The organism is Pseudovibrio sp. Alg231-02 (genome assembly GCF_900143565.1).
Taxonomy (GTDB): Bacteria; Pseudomonadota; Alphaproteobacteria; order Rhizobiales; family Stappiaceae; genus Pseudovibrio.
Genome location: NZ_FREX01000003.1, coordinates 290,836 through 310,935, shown reverse-complemented (window position 1 = coordinate 310,935; position 20,100 = coordinate 290,836). Strand labels below are relative to the sequence as shown.

Genomic DNA, 20,100 nt, shown 5'->3' with positions numbered 1-20,100 from the left:
GCACTTCATTGAGAAATTTCTGACAAATCTTCTTGGTTTTTCCTCTGTCTACCGCTTGACCAAGCTGGCAATTTCTGGTGACAGTCCGAGCAAACCTAATTTGCTTGATCAGGGCAAAAATCAAACACACGGCGGAATAAATGGCTACGGATAGGTATAATGCACGCGCAACGGAAGCGCGCTGGCAAAAAGTATGGGACGAAAAGAACGTCTTCGAGACGGACAACGATGATCCGCGCGAAAAATACTACGTACTAGAGATGTTCCCTTACCCATCCGGTCGTCTACACATGGGGCACGTGCGCAACTACTCCATGGGTGACGTGGTTGCACGCTTTAAGCGCGCACGCGGCTACAATGTTTTGCACCCGATGGGTTGGGATGCATTCGGTATGCCTGCGGAAAACGCGGCAGCTGAAAAGAAGGTACACCCAAAGGGCTGGACCTACGACAACATTGCTGCAATGCGCGGTCAGCTGAAAACAATCGGCCTGTCTTTTGACTGGAGCCGTGAATTCGCAACCTGCGATGAAAGTTATTACGCACAGCAGCAGGCCCTGTTCCTGGACTTCCTGGAAGCTGGCTTGGTTTACCGCAAAAACGCGAAGGTAAACTGGGATCCGGTCGATATGACCGTTCTGGCAAACGAACAGGTGATCGACGGCAAAGGCTGGCGCTCTGGCGCAGAAGTTGAGCAGAAAGACCTGACCCAGTGGTTCTTCAAGATCTCTGATCATTCCGAAGAGCTGTTGGAGGCAATCGACACTCTGACCGAATGGCCTGAAAAAGTTCGTCTCATGCAGAAGAACTGGATCGGCAAATCTGTTGGTCTGAAAGTCAATTTCGAGTTCACGCAAACCGCTCCAACCGGTGATGAGACTCTGGAGATCTTCACGACCCGTCCAGACACGCTGTACGGCGCGTCCTTCATGGGCCTGTCACCAGATCATCCGATCACGCAGAAACTGGCTGAAGACAACGCAGAACTGCAGGAGTTCATTGCTGAATGTCGCCGTATCGGCACGACAGCTGAAGCAATTGAAACCGCAGAAAAGCTTGGCTTTGACACTGGCCTGCGCGTCAAACACCCGTTGAACCCATCCTGGGAACTGCCAGTCTATGTGGCAAACTTCATCCTGATGGATTACGGCACAGGCGCGATCTTCGCATGTCCTGCACACGACCAGCGCGATCTGGACTTCGCTCACAAGTACAAGCTGCCAGTCAAAGCAGTTGTGCTGCCAGAAGGTGAAGACCCGGCCACATTTGACGTTGGCACCGAAGCTTACACCGGCGAAGGCTCTATCTTTAATTCCGAGTTCATGGACGGCATGTCCATCGAGGATGCGAAGAATGCTGTTTCTGACAAGCTGGAAGCGCAAGAAGCCAAAGGTAAGCAACAGGCGCACCGCGAGACCAACTATCGTCTGCGCGACTGGGGTATCTCCCGGCAGCGCTACTGGGGTTGTCCGATCCCTGTCATCCACTGTGATGACTGTGGTGTTCAGCCAGCGCCAAAAGAAAGCCTGCCAATCGTTCTGCCGGAAGATGTCACTTTCGACCGTCCGGGCAACCCGCTGGATCGTCATCCAACATGGCGCAATGTGAAATGCCCATGCTGTGGCAAGGATGCTCAGCGTGAAACCGATACCATGGACACCTTCGTAGATTCCTCCTGGTACTTCGCACGCTTCACCGATCCGAAGAACAGCAACCCGACAGATCCAAAGGCTGCCAGCGAATGGTTGCCGGTAGATCAGTACATCGGTGGCATCGAGCACGCGATCCTGCACCTGCTCTACTCCCGCTTCTTTGCACGCGCCATGCAGATCACCAAGCATCTGGATGTAAAAGAGCCATTCAAAGGCCTCTTCACACAAGGCATGGTGAACCATGAGACCTACAAAGATGTCGATGGAAAATGGGTAACTCCGGCTGAAATCAACATCATCAACACCGAAGGCGACAGAAAAGCGGTTCACGCAGAAACCGGCGCACCTGTCACCATTGGTTCCATCGAGAAGATGTCCAAGTCGAAGAAGAACGTTGTTGACCCAACCGACATCATCGATACCTACGGCGCTGATACAGCACGCCTCTTCGTTCTGTCTGACAGCCCGCCAGAGCGCGACATCATCTGGACTGAAGATGGCGTAATCGGTGCATGGCGCCACGTACAGCGCGTATGGCGTATCATTGGTGAAGTCTCTGAAAAGACCGAAGCAAACATCGCAAAACCTGCTGAATTCAGTGATGAAGCAACAGCCCTGCGCCGTGCTTCTCATAAAACTCTGGCCGCCATCACAAAAGACTTTGATGGCCTTGGCTTCAACCGTGCTGTTGCCCGTCTTTATGAGTTCACCAACGCGATCAGCAAGGCGCTTCAATCAGACCTGTCCAAACCGGATATGGCATATGCTCTGCGCGAAGCAACTGGCTTCCTCCTGCAACTCATGGAACCAATCACACCTCACCTTTCTGAGGAATGCTGGTCCATGCTCGGCAATGAAGGACTGGTATCCACATCAAACTGGCCAGTTATCCAAGAGGATCTGCTGGTAGAAAACACCATTACGCTTCCGATTCAAATCAATGGGAAGAAAAAAGGTGAGCTTTCTGTAGCAAGAGACTCTTCCAAAGAGCAGGTAGAAGAAGCTACTCTGGCACATGAGGCTGTTCAGAAAGCTCTGGATGGCAAGGCCCCACGTAAAATCATCGTGGTACCTCAGAGGATTGTAAATGTCGTTGTTTGATCGCCCTGCTAAATCAGGTCGCCCTTCCCGCCGGGTTCTACTCGGCGGGGCAACAATTGTTGCGGGTGCCCTTCTTCTTTCTGGCTGCCAGTTCCGTCCGCTCTATGGCGTTAGCCCAACGCTGTTAGGCGATGGCTCGGAGCAGACCCAGACCGTCCAGGCTCAAATGGCGGCAATTTCCATGAAGTTCCCAAGCTATGGGGATTCAGGGTCTATCAAGCGTATCAATCAGGTCCTGCGCAATCAGCTGATTTTCGCGTTCACCCGTGGTGGTGATGCTCTGCCGCCAAAGTATCGTTTGGAAATCCTGACAGACAAGCGCCGTGCTGAAGTGGGCGTTGAGCAGCTGGCCGATGTGCCAACCGCTTACAACATCACCGTCAACACCAGCTTCGTTCTGGCAGATATTCAGACAGATCGTACGCTCTACACTGGCCGCTCCTTTGCCTCTGCATCCTTTGACTTTTCCAGTCAGCGCTTTGCAAACCTGAGAGCAGAACGAGATGCAGAAGACCGTGCTACCAAGGTTGTCGCAGCTGACATCAACACCCGCATAGCAAGCTTCTTTGCAACTCATCCTGTAGAGCCTGTAGAATAGGACCACTATGGTAGCCCTCAAAGCTGCTGAAATTGACCGGTACATCGCCAACCCGCCAGACTCCGTAAACCTCATTCTTGTTTATGGGCCAGACACCGGGTTGGTGAATGAACGAGCGCAAGCACTCATCTCCAAAGCAGCCTCCGAGAATGATGACCCATTCTCCCAAGTCAAACTGGACGCTGCTGACATCGCTGCAGACCCGAGCAGATTGATCGATGAGGCCCTGACTATTCCCCTCTTTGGTGGCCGTCGCACAATCTGGGTCCGCGAAAACGGCACCAAGAGCGTGCTGCCAGCCGTCGAACCGCTTCTCAAAAACAACGACTTTTCTGCCTTCATCGTGATTGAGGCCGGAGACCTGAAGAAGACAGCAGGCCTGCGCAAGAAGATTGAAGCCAGCAAAACCGCTGTCGCCATCCCCTGCTTTGCAGATACGGCACGCGATGTAGATCGTCTGATTGATGAAGAAACCCAGTCAGCAAACCTGCAAATCAGCAAAGAAGCCCGTATGGCGCTTCACACTCTGCTTGGCGCTGACCGCATTGCAAGCCGCGGAGAACTCAAGAAATTGTGCCTCTACGCGATGAATGACAATCGCATTGAGGTGCATCATGTCGAAGAGATCATTGGCGATGCTTCAGCATTCGCCATGGATGAACTAATCGATGCTGCAGCTTTGGGTGACACGATCACATTGGACCACGGCCTGGAGCGCCTCTCAGCCTCAGGGACGGACGTTGGCGTGATAGCCTCTCAAGCCCTCAGACATTTCCAAATGCTTCACCTGTGCCGCTTAAAAGCCAATCAACGCATTGCTGTAGAAGATGTTATTGCCGGCGTGCGTCCTCCAATCTTCTGGAAGCGTCGCTCGAAGATTGTCAGACAAGTTGAGATCTGGAATGAGGACTTTCTGGAACGCGCTCTGACCCGTCTCAACGATGCTGTCAAAGAGGCCCGCTTCAACGCCAATCTCTCAACTGCGATTGTGTCTCATACCCTTTTGGCAATTGCTCAGGTAGCTAAAGCCTCAAACAGACGACGATAAACACGCGGAAGGTGGGTCGCCACCTTCCTCACAAAACAACAACAATATTCGCGCAAAGCGAAGTCACAGGCACTCCTATGTCTCACTCACTCATCCATTGGATCAGGCTGAAGTTCGCTCAACATGAACTTTGGGCAATCAACTTCGCGCTCCTTCGCCCCCAATTGTCGCTTTTTGGAGCAGCATCATTGTGGGCCTGGATTTTCCCGCCATTGCTCAGCTTTGGTGTCTTAATCGGCTACCTCATGCAGAACTACTCGGTACTGGGATCCATCATAAATCTGATCATAGGCCTCCCCGCACTAATCCTCTTGGCTTATTGGGTTTTCCGTTGGTACTTCATTTGCCTGGGTTTGATGTTCGGCCGTCGCAATATGGCTGAGAAGAAGAGAGCAGAAGTCAGTGCACGCATTGAAAAACTGCTTCCAGTCGTAGGCTAAATTCCAACTAAGAAAATCATTTCTTTTCCGAATCTAAAAAGGCCGCGCCTCAGTTAAGAGACGCGGCCTTTTCTAAAATTCCGATAGCAGAAACAATCAGTTCTGAATGCCCAGCAAGCGGCAGACTTCGTCCAGTTGTTCTACATTCTTGTACTTGATCTTAAGCTCACCAGTACCCTTATCAGTCTTGTGAGCAATAGCCACCTTAAGACCCAGGCCATCAGCCAGTCGTTTCTCTAAAGCGCGTGTATCCGCATCCTTTTCAGGCTTCGGAGCAGCTTCTTTCTTCTGGAACAAATCCGGGTTCTGAGCCAGACGCTCTGCATCACGAACTGTAAGCCCCTTCTCCACGATCAGCTCAGCCAAAGCCGCAGGATCTTCTGCAGTGATCAATGCACGTGCATGCCCAGCAGTGAGAAGCCCTTCTGCAAGATAGTCCTTCACAGAGTTTGGCAGTTTCAGCAAACGCAGTGTGTTGGCCACATGGCTCCGGCTCTTACCGATAACCTTGGAGAGCTCAACCTGACTGTAAGAAAATTCTTCGATCAGCTGGTCATAACCCAACGCTTCTTCAATCGGGTTCAGGTCTGCACGCTGAACATTTTCGATAATCGCAAGTTCCAGCGCTTCCTGATCAGTCACCTCACGGATGACAACAGGCGCATCATGCAAACCAGCCTTTTGAGCTGCACGCCAACGACGCTCACCAGCAATGATCTCGAAATGACCCGGCTTATTCGGACGAGGACGCACCAGAATTGGCTGTACAATCCCCTTCTGACGAACGGATTCGGTCAGGTTGTTCAGATCATCTTCTACAAATGATTTTCGTGGGTTACGTGGGTTGGGCTGAAGGTACTCAATCGGCACTTTCCGCACATCACGGTTACGTTCTGGAGTGGAGACAGCTGGCTCTGAGTTTACGTCACCCAACAGCGTTGCAAGGCCGCGCCCTAGTCGCTTATTGGTACGCCCTGCTTCCTCAGTTTTCGCCATTTCAATTCCACCTATCTACATTCTAGGAGCTCGGGAGTCGGTAGCCCCTTCCCGCACACTCTGCGGGTCAAATAACAAATCTCTTTAAAGTAGAAGCGGCAACCAGATCAGGCAGCCGCCATCCGCATGTCACGCTCTCGCTGAATAATTTCGGAAGCGAGTCGTAAATATGCCTGCGAACCGGAACACTTCAAATCATAAAGCAAAGCAGGCTTGCCATAAGATGGAGCCTCGGAAACACGTACGTTCCGCGGAATCACAGTCTCATAGACTGCATCACCCATCGTCTCACGCACATCCTGTACAACCTGACTGGAGAGATTGTTACGGCTGTCATACATGGTCAACACAATGCCATGAATGCTCAGCTCTGAATTGAGAGACTGCTTCACCTGCTCAACGGTGCTAAGCAGCTGGCTTAGACCTTCCAGAGCAAAAAACTCGCACTGCAACGGTACAAGAATGCTATGAGATGCCGATAAGGCATTGATAGTCAAGAGGTTTAACGACGGCGGACAGTCCACTAGAATATATGAATACCCTTGTGCCCTACCCATCTCAGCTGCCTGCGCCATACCTGAAATTGCATTCCGTAATCGGAACGTCCGGTCAGGTGCAGAAGAAATCTCCAACTCAACACCCAGCAAATCCATCGTTGATGGAGCAATCCATAAACGCGGAACAGCAGTTTCCAGAACAGTTTGCTCTAGCGTCGAATCTCCGCTCAAAACATCATAGGTAGAATATTCACGATCGACGCGATCAATCCCTAACCCTGTCGACGCATTGCCTTGCGGATCCAGGTCAATAATCAGGACGCGTTCGCCAATTGCGGCAAGCGCTGTGCCAAGATTAATGGCTGTTGTCGTCTTGCCTACGCCACCCTTCTGGTTGGCGATAGTCAATACACGTGGAGATTGCGGCAGTAAGCTCATCCGACAGCACCCTAGTTAGCGGTTTTCGGGTCAATTTTAGATAGAACCAAAACGCGACTTAGCGGATCTACTAGACTTACTTTTTCTACCAGATCAATTGACCAATCGGCAGATGCTTCTTCAATTTCGCGGCGAAAATCTTGACCTTTGTGGAAAACAGCAGTCGCGCCACGCTGTACAAATTGCGAAGAAAACCCGCAGAGAACCTGTAAAGAAGCTAGTGCACGCGCCGAAACACCCTCAATCGGAGCCTGCCAGTCTTTCGTAACGGCTTCGATTCTACCCGCATGAACTTTGACGTTACAGCCAGTCTCACGTGCCACAGTCCGAAGGAAAGCTGCTTTGCGCTGGTTGCTCTCAACCATATGCACAATGCCCTCTTCCCCTTCCTGCCTCTGCAACATCGCAGTCACTAATCCAGGGAAACCTGCGCCGCTTCCGAAATCAATCCAGGAACGTGCATCAGGCAAACTACGCTGAATCTGAATAGAATCGGCCACATGCCGCATCCAGATATCATTCATCGTAGATGGTGCGATCAGATTCTGCGCCGGTTGCCACTTGAGAACGAGGTCTACATAGATACTTAGACGTTCAAACGTTTCACGTGAAACATCCTCATACATACGCATGACAGGTGTAATCTGGCTGTAATCAGCCCTTTTTTCGAATGACATACTAAACAGCACCAGCAATGTTTTTGCCTGAGCGGCGAATATACGCAAGCAGCAAAGTCAGCGCCGCTGGGGTAATCCCATCCATGCGCGATGCCTGCCCGATGGTTGAAGGGCGCAAAGCTTCAAGCTTCTGGCGCACCTCGTTGGAAAGTCCGGTCAGTGAGGAATAGTCAATCCGCTCAGGAATAACCAAGTCCTCATCCCGTTTCAAAGCGGCGATATCAGCGGCCTGACGTTCCAGATAGACGGCATACATCGCATCTATAGAAACTTGTTCGGCACATTTGATATCGACATCTTTCATCTCATCAAAGATCTCAATGAGGTCTTCAAGAGTGATATTTGGATAGGCCAACAAATCAAAGACAGAACGCTTCACACCATCCTGATTGATCGGCAAACCATGCTTACGCCCCTCGTTGGGTGTAATTTTGACGGACTGCATCAAATCCTTGGTTTTCCGCAGTTTTTCCATCTTCGTTTCGAAGGCGACTCGACGCGTATCACCAATACATCCCCACTCAAGACCAAGTGGTGTGAGGCGCTGGTCCGCATTGTCTGCACGTAGTGTGAGACGATACTCAGCGCGGGATGTGAACATGCGATACGGCTCAGAAACGCCCCGTGTGATGAGATCATCCACCATCACGCCAATGTACCCGTCAGCACGTCCAACCGTCACTGCAGCGCCGTCCTGAGACGTTCTGGCAGCATTCAAGCCAGCCAACAGACCTTGGGCTCCAGCCTCTTCATAACCGGTCGTACCGTTAATCTGACCCGCGAGGTAAAGGCCCTTCTGCTTCTTCACCTCAAGCGTGTTTGTCAGTTCAGTCGGGTCGATGTGATCGTACTCAATCGCATAAGCCGGTTTGAAGTACTCAACCTTCTCCAAACCCGGAATGGTGCGCAGAAACTGGATCTGAACATCCTCAGGCAGCGAGGTCGAAATGCCATTCGGATAGACCGTCGGGTCATCCAGTCCTTCTGGCTCAAGGAAGATCTGATGACCATCGCGATCACCAAAGCGAACGATCTTATCTTCAATAGACGGACAGTACCGAGGACCCCTGCCCTGAATCTCGCCCGAATACATCGCTGACCGCTTGATGTTGTCGCGAATGATCTGATGCGTCTCTGGGGTCGTACGTGTGATGTAACACGGCACCTGACGGATCTGGATTTTGTCGGTCAGTGTTGAAAATGGAATAGGCTTTTCATCACCTGGCTGCTGCTGAAGGATATCCCAATTGATCGTGCGCCCATCCAGACGTGCCGGAGTGCCTGTCTTCAAACGACCAAGACGCAGACCAATCTCTTCCAAAGATACAGACAAACCAAGCGCTGGCGCTTCACCGTCACGACCCGCAGGAATTTGCTTATCGCCGATATGGATCAGACCACGCAGGAACGTGCCGGTCGTGATCACAACCGCCTTGGCCGAAACCCGACGACCATCACCAAGCACGACGCCTTTGAGGATATCACCCTCACGGATCAGCGTGTCAGCTTCGCCTTCCACCACATCGAGATTATCAATCGCTTTAATCTCAGCCTGCATCGCTTCGCGATAAAGCTTGCGGTCAGCCTGAGAGCGCGGCCCTTGCACAGCTGGCCCTTTGCGGCGATTGAGCATACGGAATTGAATACCGGAAGCATCAGCCACCCGGCCCATCAATCCATCCAGCGCATCGATTTCTCGAACCAGATGCCCCTTCCCCAAACCGCCAATAGCTGGGTTACACGACATCACACCAATGGTGTCAAAGCGATGAGTTATAAGCGCTGTATGGGCACCCATGCGCGCAGCTGCAGCCGCAGCTTCACAGCCTGCATGGCCGCCGCCAATCACGACAACGTCAAACTCAAGATCAAAATTATCAGACATTTCGGTCCTGCATTTCGCCCATCTAAAAACAGAGAAAGGACAAGCCACACTCTCTGCGAGCCTCTGGACCCATATGAAGGCCGCAGATAAAACTTGGGGGAACTAGAAGGGCAACTACCTATTTTCTTGAAGACTTGATACAACAGCTCACGCGCTGGGTCAAAGAAAACAGCGCAGTGAGTCGCCAATGCCGCAGCATTAGTTATCCACGAGACTCACCAGTTTTTCCCCACTGACTCACGATTCCCAATAAATGTTTCACGTGAAACATGGCACTTCTACATCTTTTATTTACCAACGCAGAAGTCGCGGAAGATGACATCAAGCAAATCTTCAACGTCGATTCGACCTGTGATACGCCCCAGCTGATCAGCTGCTCGTCTCAAATCTTCACCTCTCAATTCAATCGGAAAGCCCTCCGCTTGAATACCGTGGTTCAGATCTTCCACACATTGGGTCAGATGAGAACGATGACGTTCACGAGTGATAAGCGGGTTTTCGATCAATCCGATATTTCGTTCCGCAAACGACTCGAGGCTTGATAGCAGCGCGTTCATGCCGCCCTCTTCACGAACGGAGACATTGATCTCTTCTGTCGTTTCGAAGGAGTCATGATCAGTATCAGGGCCCAGATCACTCTTGGTATTGAGACGCCAGATCTCTGCACCATTCTTCAGCAAACTCTCCGGCAACTCCTCAGCAGTCACATTCGGCGCATGTGTCCAGAGAATGAGATCAGCTTTTTCAGCATGAACAAGAGCACGGCGAATGCCCTCTTTCTCAATCATGCCAGCACTCTCACGGATACCTGCAGTGTCGATCAACGTGACCGGATAACCACCAAGGTCCAGATGCACCTCAAGCACATCACGGGTTGTTCCAGCTTCAGGTGTCACGATCGCCACATCGCGCTGAGCCAACTTGTTCATCAAGCTGGACTTACCCGCATTCGGAGGACCAAGCAGAACAACCTGCAGACCTGAGCGCAGACGCTCCCCTCTCCGCGCATCAGAAAGGTGGGCGACAATCTGGTCCCGAAGCTTCGCCAGCTCCACCCAGATTTCATCGGCCACAGAATCTGGAATGTCATCTTCATCGGAGAAGTCGAGCTCAGCCTCAATCATCGCACGGCTGCGGATCAGTGTTTCGCGCCACTGCGAATAGAGGTCACCAAGCGCCCCATCCATCTGACGCTGAGCCTGCCGACGCTGCGCATCGGTCTCTGCATCAATCAGATCAGCAAGACCCTCAACCTCAGTCAGGTCGAGTTTGTTGTTGTGAAATGCCCGACGTGTGAACTCACCCTGCTCAGCCGGTCGTGTCTTTTCAAAGGTAGAAAGCGCACGCAGCACCGCTGCAACAACAGCACGGCCACCATGACAATGCAGCTCAACAGTGTCCTCGCCAGTAAAGCTTCCCGGGCCTTCGAACCACAAAATCAGCGCATGATCCAAAACAGAACCATCTACAGGGTCCCATAATTTCTTAAGGCATGATTCACGTGAAACGGGGAATTTACCCTTAATCAGCTTTCTCAGGATTGGCCCGGACTGTGGACCTGATAAACGGATAACAGCAACGCCTGAAGGAAGTGCGCCGCTAGAAACTGCGTAGATGGTTTCCTGTTGTGTATTCATTCCACGTCCGGTTCTTTAACTGTATGATCTCGTATGAACTGCGTTAAACCTAGCCTTTACGCCAAGCAATACCTTGAACTCAGGATCACCTCTTTATGAGCAGAAATCGCTTAACGAACGCTTCAAGCCCTTACCTTCTTCAACACCAAAATAACCCTGTCCACTGGTGGGAATGGAGTAAGGAAGCACTGGAAGAAGCGCAAAAAACAAACAAGCCAATTCTGCTGTCTGTTGGCTACTCCGCTTGCCATTGGTGCCACGTCATGGCCCATGAAAGTTTTGAGGATGAAGCAACAGCCGCTCTCATGAATGAGCATTTCGTCAACATCAAGGTAGACCGCGAAGAGCGCCCGGACATTGACCAGATCTATATGCAGGCACTCCATATGCTTGGTCAACAGGGTGGCTGGCCGCTGACCATGTTCCTCACGCCAGAGGGTGATCCATTCTGGGGTGGTACTTATTTCCCGAATGAAGCGCGGCACGGCTCTCCTGCCTTCAAGGATATTCTGACCGCAATTTCACAAAGCTTCATTGCTGATCGCGACACCATTGAAGAGAACCGGCAAGCCATCAGCCAGGCTCTCAACAAACCACCATCAGAGGCCTCCCCTCTATCTGGCTTCCTGATCACCGCTGCCGGCAAGCAACTCTTCAACATGCAAGACGAGGAAGAAGGCGGCATGAAGGGTGCACCAAAGTTCCCTCAAGCCTCCGTTCAGGAGCTTATCTTCAGAACCGCCAAGGCGCAAAAAAACACCTTCATGCGTAAGCAGTTTTTGAAAACCACGCGAGCAATTTCACAAGGTGGTATCTACGATCATGTGGGAGGTGGCCTGGCTCGTTACGCAGTCGACTCTATTTGGCTGGTCCCTCATTTCGAAAAAATGCTCTACGACAACGCACAGTTTATCGAACACCTGTGCTGGGCCTATCAGGAAACGGGTGATGAACTGTTTCACATCCGAATCCAGGAAGTCGTCGATTGGCTTGAGCGTGACATGAAGCTTCCTGAAGGTGGCTTTGCATCTTCCATGGATGCAGACAGTGAAGGTGTCGAAGGCAAGTTTTATGTCTGGACCTATGATGAGTTGAAGAGCCTCATCCCAGCAGAACACTTCGAGCTGTTCTCTAATGTCTACGACGTCACCCCGGATGGAAACTGGGAAGGCAACATCATCCTCAACCGACGCCACTCCCCTACTCTTCTGGAAGCTGCTGAAGAAGAAGCTCTGGCAACCTGCAGAGCAATCTTGCTGGATCACAGAAGCAAACGCATTCCGCCCCACAAAGACGACAAGGTGCTGGCCGACTGGAACAGCATGCTCATCTGTGCGCTGGTGAAAGCAAGTGCTCTTACCTCACGTGAAACTATGCGCACTTCCGCTAAGGCCGCTTTCGCCTTCATCACAGAGCATATGTTTGTTGATGGAAAGCTCAGTCATTCCTGGCGTCAGGGCCAGCGACTGGAAGTCGGTTTTGCCGCTGACTATGCATGGGCCGCTAGAGCAGCTCTTGCCTTGTACAGATCGGAACCGAATCCATCCGAAAAGCAGAGCTACCTGCAACAGGCAGAAGAGTTCCTGAATATTCTGAAAGAGCGCTTCACCCATTCCAACGGTGCGTTCTACATGACAGATAAGGACGCCGACGATCTCATCCTCCGCCCTTACCACGCCTATGATGAGGCAACACCAAACTACAACGCCGTGGCAGCTTTTGCCTTCTCAGAACATTGGATCCTGACAGGTGACGCATCTTCTCGTGATGTCGCCGATGGAACCTTGAATGCATTCGCAGCCGATGTTCCAAACAACATCTTCGGCACAGCATCACTGCTTACAGCACTTGATGCACGTACCCGATTCAAGAAAGCGCTTGTGGTTCTGGGAACTGGTTCGGACGCGAATCCAATAATGCAGGCTCTACATTCTCAAGCTGATCCTGCCCTCTATGTGGATGTCATTCCTGCTGGCGTGACTAAGCCGGTGGAGTTGGAAAACTCATCCTGGAACACGGATGAAACCACTGTCTTCCTCTGCTCCGAAAAAGGATGCTCCCTACCAGCAACAACACCTGAACAGGTGAAAGAGCAGATCTGATCCGCGAATAAGTTAAACGCTGGCTCACAGTTTCACGTGAGTCAGCGCTCATAAATATACTTTTGAAAACATAGGTGATTCACGTGAAACATCACAGAATTCACAGATCACCCATACACGAGCATTCAATTACGTTCAGCTCTTAGATACGCTTTCAAAACGATCCTTCGTCAATCGGTAAAGCACATGACGCACCAACGGGTGGTCATCCTCCAACATTTGATGATTAAAATCATCAGATGGATTCCTCGTCATACCCAGCCGTTGCATCAGCTTTTGCGAACGCAAGTTTGTCTCCGTCGTGAAGCTGACGATCTCATCAACCTCAAGAGTTTCGAAACCGAATCCAAGCCAGATACGAGCTGCTTCCTGCGCTATCCCCTTCCCCCATGCATCTGTGATAAGCCGCCAACCAATCTCTACGCACGGATCAAACGGGAGTGGTTTTGGATAGGTCGGAATGTTCAAACCACAAAAACCAAGAAACCTTCCAGAAGCCCGATCCTCAACAACAGGACATGCAAAACCCAGATCAGCCTGTTTAGCCATCATACGCTCAAGCATATGGGCACTCTCATCGCGAGACATCACATCTGGGAAAAACTCCATGACGCGCGGATCTGAGTTCATCTCATCCATACCGTCCAGATCCCGCTCTTCCCACTTCCGCAACACGAGACGCTCGGTCTCAATACGTGGGCACTTATCAATTAATGTCTCAACCATTTTTCTGTTCCAAATATTTCTCTTTAGAAAGGCGGTACAAAACATGCCGCCTCAATGGATGCCCCTCTTCGATCAAAGGGTGATCAAAGTCTGCCGAAGCATCCCTAACCATTCCCAGCCTCTGCATAACTTTCTCAGAACGCTGATTGATAGCAGAAGTGAAACTTACAATCTCGTCCAAACGAAGAGTTTCGAATCCGAATCTAAGCCAGATCCGCGAGGCTTCCTGAGCAATCCCCCTCCCCCATGCACCGGGTATAAAGCGCCATCCGATCTCCACACACGGGTCGAAGGGCAGCGGTTCTGGATAGGTCGGCACACCGAGCCCACAAAGCCCTAAGAACCTCCCTGACGCCCGTTCCTCAACAACTGGCGTACCAAACCCATACTTCACCTGCTTTGCCATGAGCCGCTCAAACATCCGCTCACTGTCCTGCCGGGACATCACCGCCGGAAAGAACTCCATCACCTTCGGGTCTGCATTCATCTGAACAAGCCCCTCCAAATCCCGCTCTTCCCACTTCCTTAAAATAAGCCGGTCAGTCTCAATACGCGGACACCGATCAATCGCAATCTCAGCCATTGGTTTGCTCGCGGAACCTATCAGCAGAGAACCGATACAAAACATGTCGGCATAAAGGATGGTCAACCGAAACATTCAGAAAATCAAAGTCCTCAGCAGGATCATGTGTCATGCCAAGCTTCTCCATCACTCTCCGGGACTTGTGATTTTGCACGACCGTGATGGCAACAATTTCATTAAGCTGAAGCGTTTCGAATCCGAATCCAAGCCAGAACCTAGCCGCTTCAACAGCAATGCCCTTTCCCCATGTCTCAGGGATAAGCCGCCAACCAATCTCAACACAGGGCTCACATGGCAAAGGCCCACTGTACGCAGGAACGTTGAGCCCACAAAAACCGAGAAAGGCACCAGTCTTTTTGTCTTCCACCACGGGAAAACAGAAACCATGCTTTTCTTCCTGCCTCATCATAATATCAAGAAACTGCCGCGCTTCATCTGGCGTATTCAGAGATCGGAAAAACTCCATCACTCTCGGGTCACCATTCATGCGAATGACACCATCCAGATCACGCTCTTCCCATCTACGAAGAACAAGCCTTTCGGTTTCAACACGTGGGCATTTATCGATTAAAGTTTCCATCATTCAATTGCCTAAAATAATGTTCTTTGGAAAGCCGGTACAAAGCATGGCGACATAACGGATCATCAGTTTCAACACCAGGAAAGTCAAAATCTTCGGCAGGGTCATGAACCATGCCAAGCTTATCCATTACACGTCGCGATCGATGATTTTGAACAACAGTAAAAGATACAATCTCTTCTAACTGAAGAGTTTCAAATCCGAATTTAAGCCAGATGTTAGCTGCCTCAACTACAATCCCCTTCCCCCAAGCTTCAGGGATAAGACACCAGCCCATTTCAATGCATGGCTCAAAAAACATCGGCTCTTGGTAAAGAGGGACGTTAAACCCGCAGAACCCGAGAAAAGCTCCTGTGGCTCTATCTTCGATCACAGGAAAGCAGAAGCCATCTTTCTGTTGTTTGAGCAAATGCACTTCGAGCAGCAAAGGTGTTTCTTCCGGAGAGTTTAGTGTGCGGAAAAACTCTCCCACCTTGGGATCGGTATTTAGGCGATAGAGACCATCTAAATCCCGTGGCTCCCATTTCCGCAAAACAAGTCGATCAGTTTCAATCCGCGGACATTTATCCAAAGCTACTATATTCATGAATGTCTCATCTAATCTTGCTGCCAAAGTCCTCAGATAAAACTCAAATGCCTCTCTCTGAGAACACAACCTCATTTGCAAAAGATGTTAGGCTTTGTACCCTTCCCAGAAGTTGCAGATGCTTCATCAGTAGACATTTTTATTCAAATACATTGGCTTAAAAAATAAAAAAGCCCCGCTCACCGAATTGGCGAGCGGGGCCGAAAAATTCGGTAGGCAGTAAACCTAGGTATTCATAGAGTCGAAGAAGTCATCATTGGACTTGGTCTGACGCAGCTTATCGAGCAGGAACTCAACAGCATCAACAGTACCCATCTGGCTGAGAATACGGCGCAGAACGAAAGTCTTCTTGAGCTTATCAGCAGGAACAAGAAGTTCTTCCTTACGAGTACCAGAGCGTTGAATATCGACTGCTGGGAAGACGCGCTTATCAGAGATCTTACGATCAAGGATGATTTCGGAGTTACCGGTACCCTTGAATTCTTCGAAGATAACTTCATCCATACGGCTACCGGTATCAATCAGCGCCGTTGCGATGATGGTCAAAGAACCACCCTCTTCAATGTTACGCGCAGCACCGAAGAAGCGCTTAGGGCGCTGCAGGGCGTTCGCATCAACACCACCGGTCAGAACCTTACCGGAGGAAGGAACAACGGTGTTGTAAGCACGGCCAAGGCGAGTAATGGAATCCAGAAGGATAACAACGTCGCGACCATGTTCGGTCAAACGCTTTGCCTTCTCAATAACCATCTCAGCAACCTGAACGTGACGAGTAGCTGGCTCATCAAAGGTTGAAGATACAACTTCACCATCAACTGTACGTTGCATGTCCGTTACTTCTTCCGGACGTTCATCGATCAACAGAACGATGAGGTAACATTCAGGATGATTGGTGGTAATAGATTTCGCAATATTCTGAAGGAATACTGTTTTACCTGTCCGAGGAGGCGCAGTGATCAAAGCACGCTGGCCTTTGCCGAGCGGAGCTACAAGATCAATAATGCGAGAAGAAATATCCTTGGAGGTGGAATTCTCGATTTCAAGATTGAAGCGCTCATCTGGATAAAGCGGTGTCAGGTTATCAAAGTGAACCTTATGTCTCGCTTTTTCAGGGTCTTCAAAGTTGATTTTGTTGACTTTTAGAAGGGCGAAATAACGCTCACCTTCTTTAGGACTACGGATCTGGCCTTCAACAGTATCACCGGTGCGCAGAGAAAAGCGACGGATCTGTGAAGGTGAAACGTAAATATCGTCTGGGCCTGGCAAGTAGTTCGCATCAGGAGAGCGGAGGAATCCAAATCCATCTTGGAGGACCTCTACGACACCTTCGCCGATGATCTCAATATCTTGCTCTGCAAGTCTCTTCAAAATCGCAAACATAAGTTCCTGTTTGCGCATGGTGCTTGCATTTTCAACGTCATGTTCCTCAGCAAAAGCAAGGAGTTCAGTTGCGCTCTTAGTTTTCAGGTCTCTGAGTTTCATTTCCCGCATCAATAGGGATCGTCTTTACTATGGGTTCTGGACTTGATTTAGCTTTAGAAGGATCAAGAACTTTCGAACACAAAACGTTAGGGGGGAATAGCAGCTCATCTAGATACGAAATTTATCGACCTTCGAAAATCGCTAGGAGATCAGCGATCACATAAGCTACATCGTGAAGTTGCGGGGACAATAACTAATCGAATTGAATTCGGCAAGTGCTTATTGCCCACTAATTCTCCTAATTTTCCAATATTAAAATTCGAATGTTCGGATCACCTAGGGTTTAAAGATCACTAGGAACACAATTGCAACCATTAATAGTGTCGGTAGTTCATTAATAATTCTAAAGTAGCGCTCACTATTCTTATTTTGATCCTGCGCAAACTTGGTGACATGACGTGAAAGCATCACGTGATATATCGTCATCAGTATAACCAGTGAAAACTTCAGCATAAACCAAAGATCAAAATAAGCATCAAGCAGATAAACCAGCCACAAGCCAAAAATCCAGGTGGCCATCATGGATGGAGCCATAATCGCCTTAAGCAATCGGCGCTCCATGATCTTGAAGGTCTCGCTCTTATCAGAACCGATTTCAGCGTTCGTGTGATAAACGAAAAGGCGCGGCAAGTAGAACAATCCCGCCATCCAGGCAATCACAGAGATTATGTGGAGGGACTTCGCCCAGGAATATGCATCATCCATGATCCGCGCCTTATCTAATTCGCAGTGTCTGCTTACAGGCCTTTAACCCGCTTCACCATCTCAGCGACATGTTCTGGCGGAGTTTGCGGAACAACGCCATGACCAAGGTTAAAGATGTGCGGACCATTACCCAAAACTTCGAGAGCGTGATCTATTCCAGTTTCCAGCGCACGTCCACCGGCAACAAGGCGCATTGGATCCATATTACCCTGAACAGGAACAATTTTCTGAATTTCCTGCGCCACTTCTGCCGGAACAGTCCAGTCCAGACCAACTGCATCAACACCAGTAGCTTCAACATAGCGCTTCAAGCGAGCAGCTGATGCTTTCGGGAAACCGATGATCTTTGCGTTTGGACGCTGAGCTTTCACACCATCAACGATCTTGCGGGTCGGACCAACAGACCACTGCTCAAAACCGATGTCATCCAGAACACCTGCCCAGGTGTCAAAGATCTGCAGTGCATCTGCACCACCATCAAACTGAGCCACCAGGTACGTGATCGAAGCTTCAACCAGCTGATCAATGAAAGCAGTCAGAAGCTCAGGATCCTGATAGGAGCCGATACGAGCGGCAAACTGGTCCTGGGTGGTATGACCAGCCACAGAATAGCAAGCGACCGTCCACGGGGCTCCGCAGAAGCCCAGAAGGGTGGTTTCAGTCGGTAACTCCGCTCTCAAACGCTCGACTGTGGCAATAACAGGAGCCAAATGCTCCATCGTCCTGGCTTGATCAAGCTTATCAACGAGTTCTGTCGAAAGTGGTTCGAGAACTGGTCCTCGACCCTCCTCAAAATTTACAGGGTAGCCAAGCGCATCTGGAACAACGAAGATGTCAGAAAATAGGATGGCAGCATCAAAGCCATACCGGCGAATGGGTTGGAGAGTAACTTCTGTCGCAAGATCGGTATTGTAGCAGAAGTCGAGAAAATTCGGTGCTTGAGCTCGTACAGCTCTGTACTCAGGCAAATACCGTCCTGCCTGGCGCATCATCCAGATTGGTGGGCGCTCTAGTTTCTCGCCTGCCAAAACGCGCATTACCGCTCTTTCATGAGATTCCATAAATCGCCTCTTTTTCCCAAGCCTGCTTAAAAAGAATCTTCTTATTTGGAAGTTTCTATTTCTATTAGTGAGTGAATAGCAGGGATCAATTTAATTCCACAATTCCTAACTGAGAAAACCCTAATAGGAAAAGTCACAGATCAAAAACAAGCAAGACTCTCAACAGGAGTCGAAAACAAATTGTTTTTTCTAAAGATTCAATAGGTTACAATCTGGAAAATAACCACAGATCACAGTTTATCCCGTATGCTGTGCTGTGAATCTTTTGCGTGGGCAATGTGCAATCCCGTTTATCCAAGTCGTTTCGAAATCAGTATTCTCAAAATATGGAATTGTTGACGGTTTAGGGTCAGCGGGCATTAATTTGAAAGCACAGCGAGATTTGGCTAGTTTTCCCAAGTCTCCTAGGAATGTTGAGGATGATACCTTGGGTAACCACTCTAACTATTTCCATTTACACATGGTTTCGGACTCAACGGGCGAAACTTTGATGACAATTGTGCGTGCTGCAACCGCGCAATATGAGAATATTCAGCCCATTGAGCACGTCTATCCACTGATCCGCCATGACAAGCAGTTGAGTAGAGTCCTGGAAGAGATTGAATCTGCACCGGGAATCGTCCTCTACACGCTTGTGGAACAATCCTATGCGCGCCGGTTGGAGCGACAATGTCAGGATTTGGGGCTGCCCTGTGTGAATGTTCTCAAGCCCGTCTATCAAGTCTTCCATAGCTATCTGAACGTCACAGAAACGTGGCGTGTGGGCGGACAGCACGTGATGGATGAGGAATACTTCCAGCGCATGGAAGCGATGAACTACACCATGCTGCACGATGATGGCCAAATCGCTGGGGCTTTGGATGAGGCAGACGTTATTCTTGTCGGTATCAGCCGAACCTCTAAGACACCAACCTCTATCTATCTGGCAAACAGAGGTATTAAGGCGGCTAATATCCCGCTTATTCCCAATATGCGCCCTCCCCGACAGCTCCTCAAAGCCAAACGACCTCTCGTGGTTGGCCTGATGGCTACGGCTGAGCGTATCCGGGATATCCGCCAGAACCGTATTCTGTCGCTGGATGCCAAAACAGACAACGACACCTACGTTGATCGCAAATCGATTGCTCAGGAGATTGCGATGTCGAAACGGTTGTGCGCTGAAAATGGCTGGCCGCTCATTGATGTGACGCGCCGTTCTATCGAAGAAACGGCAGCCGAGATCATGGATTTGCTCCGAAAACATAAAAATGAGCAAAAAGAGACAGAAGAATATTGAGAAGCCTCGCGCTTTATCCCAATAAACAGC

17 protein-coding genes are annotated in these 20,100 nt (G+C 50.1%); 5 read left to right on the top strand and 12 right to left on the bottom strand.

What is annotated here, in order from left to right; genetic code table 11:
- The first annotated feature begins 140 nt into the window (after window positions 1-140).
- Genes leuS through holA form a run of 3 tightly spaced genes read left to right on the top strand, consistent with a single transcriptional unit; the run spans window position 141 to window position 4,399 of the window.
- Window positions 141-2,753, top strand: a complete 2,613-nt coding sequence (leuS, locus tag DHN43_RS10895; protein ID WP_108818603.1) for a leucine--tRNA ligase — start codon at window positions 141-143, stop codon at window positions 2,751-2,753.
- On the top strand, window positions 2,740-3,351 hold the full coding sequence (gene lptE / locus DHN43_RS10890) for an LPS assembly lipoprotein LptE (RefSeq protein WP_057463224.1): 612 nt from the start codon (window positions 2,740-2,742) through the stop codon (window positions 3,349-3,351). Before leuS ends, lptE begins: the two co-directional genes overlap by 14 nt.
- A 7-nt stretch (window positions 3,352-3,358) precedes the next feature.
- Window positions 3,359-4,399, top strand: coding sequence for a DNA polymerase III subunit delta (gene holA / locus DHN43_RS10885; RefSeq protein WP_108818602.1), 1,041 nt, complete (start codon window positions 3,359-3,361; stop codon window positions 4,397-4,399).
- Between the two features lie 536 nt (window positions 4,400-4,935).
- Here holA and DHN43_RS10875 read toward each other — a convergent pair.
- The 5 genes from DHN43_RS10875 to mnmE form a co-directional block, all read right to left on the bottom strand.
- Window positions 4,936-5,835 carry a ParB/RepB/Spo0J family partition protein gene (locus tag DHN43_RS10875; protein WP_057463221.1) on the bottom strand — a complete coding sequence of 300 codons (900 nt, stop codon included), beginning with the start codon at window positions 5,833-5,835 and terminating at the stop codon, window positions 4,936-4,938.
- A 107-nt stretch (window positions 5,836-5,942) separates the two neighbouring features.
- Window positions 5,943-6,770 carry a ParA family protein gene (locus DHN43_RS10870; protein ID WP_063286220.1) on the bottom strand — a complete coding sequence of 276 codons (828 nt, stop codon included), beginning with the start codon at window positions 6,768-6,770 and terminating at the stop codon, window positions 5,943-5,945.
- Window positions 6,771-6,781: 11 nt separating this feature from the next.
- Window positions 6,782-7,402 carry a 16S rRNA (guanine(527)-N(7))-methyltransferase RsmG gene (gene rsmG, locus DHN43_RS10865; RefSeq protein WP_108818752.1) on the bottom strand — a complete coding sequence of 207 codons (621 nt, stop codon included), beginning with the start codon at window positions 7,400-7,402 and terminating at the stop codon, window positions 6,782-6,784.
- Window positions 7,403-7,448: 46 nt separating this feature from the next.
- Window positions 7,449-9,332, bottom strand: coding sequence for a tRNA uridine-5-carboxymethylaminomethyl(34) synthesis enzyme MnmG (gene mnmG / locus DHN43_RS10860; RefSeq protein WP_108818600.1), 1,884 nt, complete (start codon window positions 9,330-9,332; stop codon window positions 7,449-7,451).
- Between the two features lie 287 nt (window positions 9,333-9,619).
- Window positions 9,620-10,969: a tRNA uridine-5-carboxymethylaminomethyl(34) synthesis GTPase MnmE gene (mnmE, locus tag DHN43_RS10855; protein ID WP_063303873.1), complete on the bottom strand. Its 1,350-nt coding sequence runs from the start codon at window positions 10,967-10,969 to the stop codon at window positions 9,620-9,622.
- Between the two features lie 95 nt (window positions 10,970-11,064).
- Between mnmE and DHN43_RS10850 the strand changes: the two genes are divergently transcribed.
- Window positions 11,065-13,071: a thioredoxin domain-containing protein gene (locus DHN43_RS10850; RefSeq protein WP_108818599.1), complete on the top strand. Its 2,007-nt coding sequence runs from the start codon at window positions 11,065-11,067 to the stop codon at window positions 13,069-13,071.
- 135 nt (window positions 13,072-13,206) lie between these two features.
- On the opposite strand, the gene DHN43_RS10845 is transcribed toward DHN43_RS10850, so the two are convergent.
- From DHN43_RS10845 to hemE, 7 genes are all read right to left on the bottom strand, one after another.
- Window positions 13,207-13,797 carry a GNAT family N-acetyltransferase gene (locus tag DHN43_RS10845; RefSeq protein ID WP_108818598.1) on the bottom strand — a complete coding sequence of 197 codons (591 nt, stop codon included), beginning with the start codon at window positions 13,795-13,797 and terminating at the stop codon, window positions 13,207-13,209.
- Window positions 13,790-14,380, bottom strand: a complete 591-nt coding sequence (locus DHN43_RS10840) for a GNAT family N-acetyltransferase (protein ID WP_108818597.1) — start codon at window positions 14,378-14,380, stop codon at window positions 13,790-13,792. The genes DHN43_RS10845 and DHN43_RS10840 overlap by 8 nt, the downstream gene beginning before the upstream one ends.
- On the bottom strand, window positions 14,373-14,963 hold the full coding sequence (locus DHN43_RS10835; RefSeq protein WP_108818596.1) for a GNAT family N-acetyltransferase: 591 nt from the start codon (window positions 14,961-14,963) through the stop codon (window positions 14,373-14,375). Before DHN43_RS10835 ends, DHN43_RS10840 begins: the two co-directional genes overlap by 8 nt.
- A complete protein-coding gene (locus DHN43_RS10830) occupies window positions 14,941-15,546 on the bottom strand; it encodes a GNAT family N-acetyltransferase (RefSeq protein WP_199914801.1) in 606 nt (201 codons plus the stop codon). Before DHN43_RS10830 ends, DHN43_RS10835 begins: the two co-directional genes overlap by 23 nt.
- Before the next feature lie 225 nt (window positions 15,547-15,771).
- Entirely contained in the window at window positions 15,772-17,037 is a 1,266-nt protein-coding gene (gene rho, locus DHN43_RS10825) for a transcription termination factor Rho (RefSeq protein ID WP_057463213.1), read from the bottom strand.
- Between the two features lie 267 nt (window positions 17,038-17,304).
- Window positions 17,305-17,733 (bottom strand): protoporphyrinogen oxidase HemJ, encoded by a 429-nt coding sequence (hemJ, locus tag DHN43_RS10820; protein WP_057463212.1) that lies wholly within the window; start codon window positions 17,731-17,733, stop codon window positions 17,305-17,307.
- A gap of 32 nt (window positions 17,734-17,765) precedes the next feature.
- On the bottom strand, window positions 17,766-18,794 hold the full coding sequence (gene hemE / locus DHN43_RS10815; protein ID WP_057463211.1) for a uroporphyrinogen decarboxylase: 1,029 nt from the start codon (window positions 18,792-18,794) through the stop codon (window positions 17,766-17,768).
- Window positions 18,795-19,221: 427 nt separating this feature from the next.
- Here hemE and DHN43_RS10810 point away from each other — a divergent pair, with 427 nt between their 5' ends.
- A complete protein-coding gene (locus tag DHN43_RS10810; protein ID WP_108818595.1) occupies window positions 19,222-20,070 on the top strand; it encodes a pyruvate, water dikinase regulatory protein in 849 nt (282 codons plus the stop codon).
- Window positions 20,071-20,100 lie beyond the last annotated feature (30 nt).

What these genes read in the sequence shown, in the direction of transcription:
- rsmG (WP_108818752.1), bottom strand. Translation starts at nt 7,402, where the DNA reads ATGCGTATGTATGAGGATGTTTCACGTGAAACGTTTGAACGTCTAAGT.
- DHN43_RS10845 (WP_108818598.1), bottom strand. Translation starts at nt 13,797, where the DNA reads ATGGTTGAGACATTAATTGATAAGTGCCCACGTATTGAGACCGAGCGT.
- hemJ (WP_057463212.1), bottom strand. Translation starts at nt 17,733, where the DNA reads ATGGATGATGCATATTCCTGGGCGAAGTCCCTCCACATAATCTCTGTG.
- hemE (WP_057463211.1), bottom strand. Translation starts at nt 18,794, where the DNA reads ATGGAATCTCATGAAAGAGCGGTAATGCGCGTTTTGGCAGGCGAGAAA.
- lptE (WP_057463224.1), top strand. Translation starts at nt 2,740, where the DNA reads ATGTCGTTGTTTGATCGCCCTGCTAAATCAGGTCGCCCTTCCCGCCGG.
- DHN43_RS10830 (WP_199914801.1), bottom strand. Translation starts at nt 15,546, where the DNA reads ATGAATATAGTAGCTTTGGATAAATGTCCGCGGATTGAAACTGATCGA.
- rho (WP_057463213.1), bottom strand. Translation starts at nt 17,037, where the DNA reads ATGCGGGAAATGAAACTCAGAGACCTGAAAACTAAGAGCGCAACTGAA.
- DHN43_RS10850 (WP_108818599.1), top strand. Translation starts at nt 11,065, where the DNA reads ATGAGCAGAAATCGCTTAACGAACGCTTCAAGCCCTTACCTTCTTCAA.
- holA (WP_108818602.1), top strand. Translation starts at nt 3,359, where the DNA reads ATGGTAGCCCTCAAAGCTGCTGAAATTGACCGGTACATCGCCAACCCG.
- leuS (WP_108818603.1), top strand. Translation starts at nt 141, where the DNA reads ATGGCTACGGATAGGTATAATGCACGCGCAACGGAAGCGCGCTGGCAA.
- DHN43_RS10835 (WP_108818596.1), bottom strand. Translation starts at nt 14,963, where the DNA reads ATGATGGAAACTTTAATCGATAAATGCCCACGTGTTGAAACCGAAAGG.
- mnmG (WP_108818600.1), bottom strand. Translation starts at nt 9,332, where the DNA reads ATGTCTGATAATTTTGATCTTGAGTTTGACGTTGTCGTGATTGGCGGC.
- mnmE (WP_063303873.1), bottom strand. Translation starts at nt 10,969, where the DNA reads ATGAATACACAACAGGAAACCATCTACGCAGTTTCTAGCGGCGCACTT.
- DHN43_RS10870 (WP_063286220.1), bottom strand. Translation starts at nt 6,770, where the DNA reads ATGAGCTTACTGCCGCAATCTCCACGTGTATTGACTATCGCCAACCAG.
- DHN43_RS10875 (WP_057463221.1), bottom strand. Translation starts at nt 5,835, where the DNA reads ATGGCGAAAACTGAGGAAGCAGGGCGTACCAATAAGCGACTAGGGCGC.
- DHN43_RS10840 (WP_108818597.1), bottom strand. Translation starts at nt 14,380, where the DNA reads ATGGCTGAGATTGCGATTGATCGGTGTCCGCGTATTGAGACTGACCGG.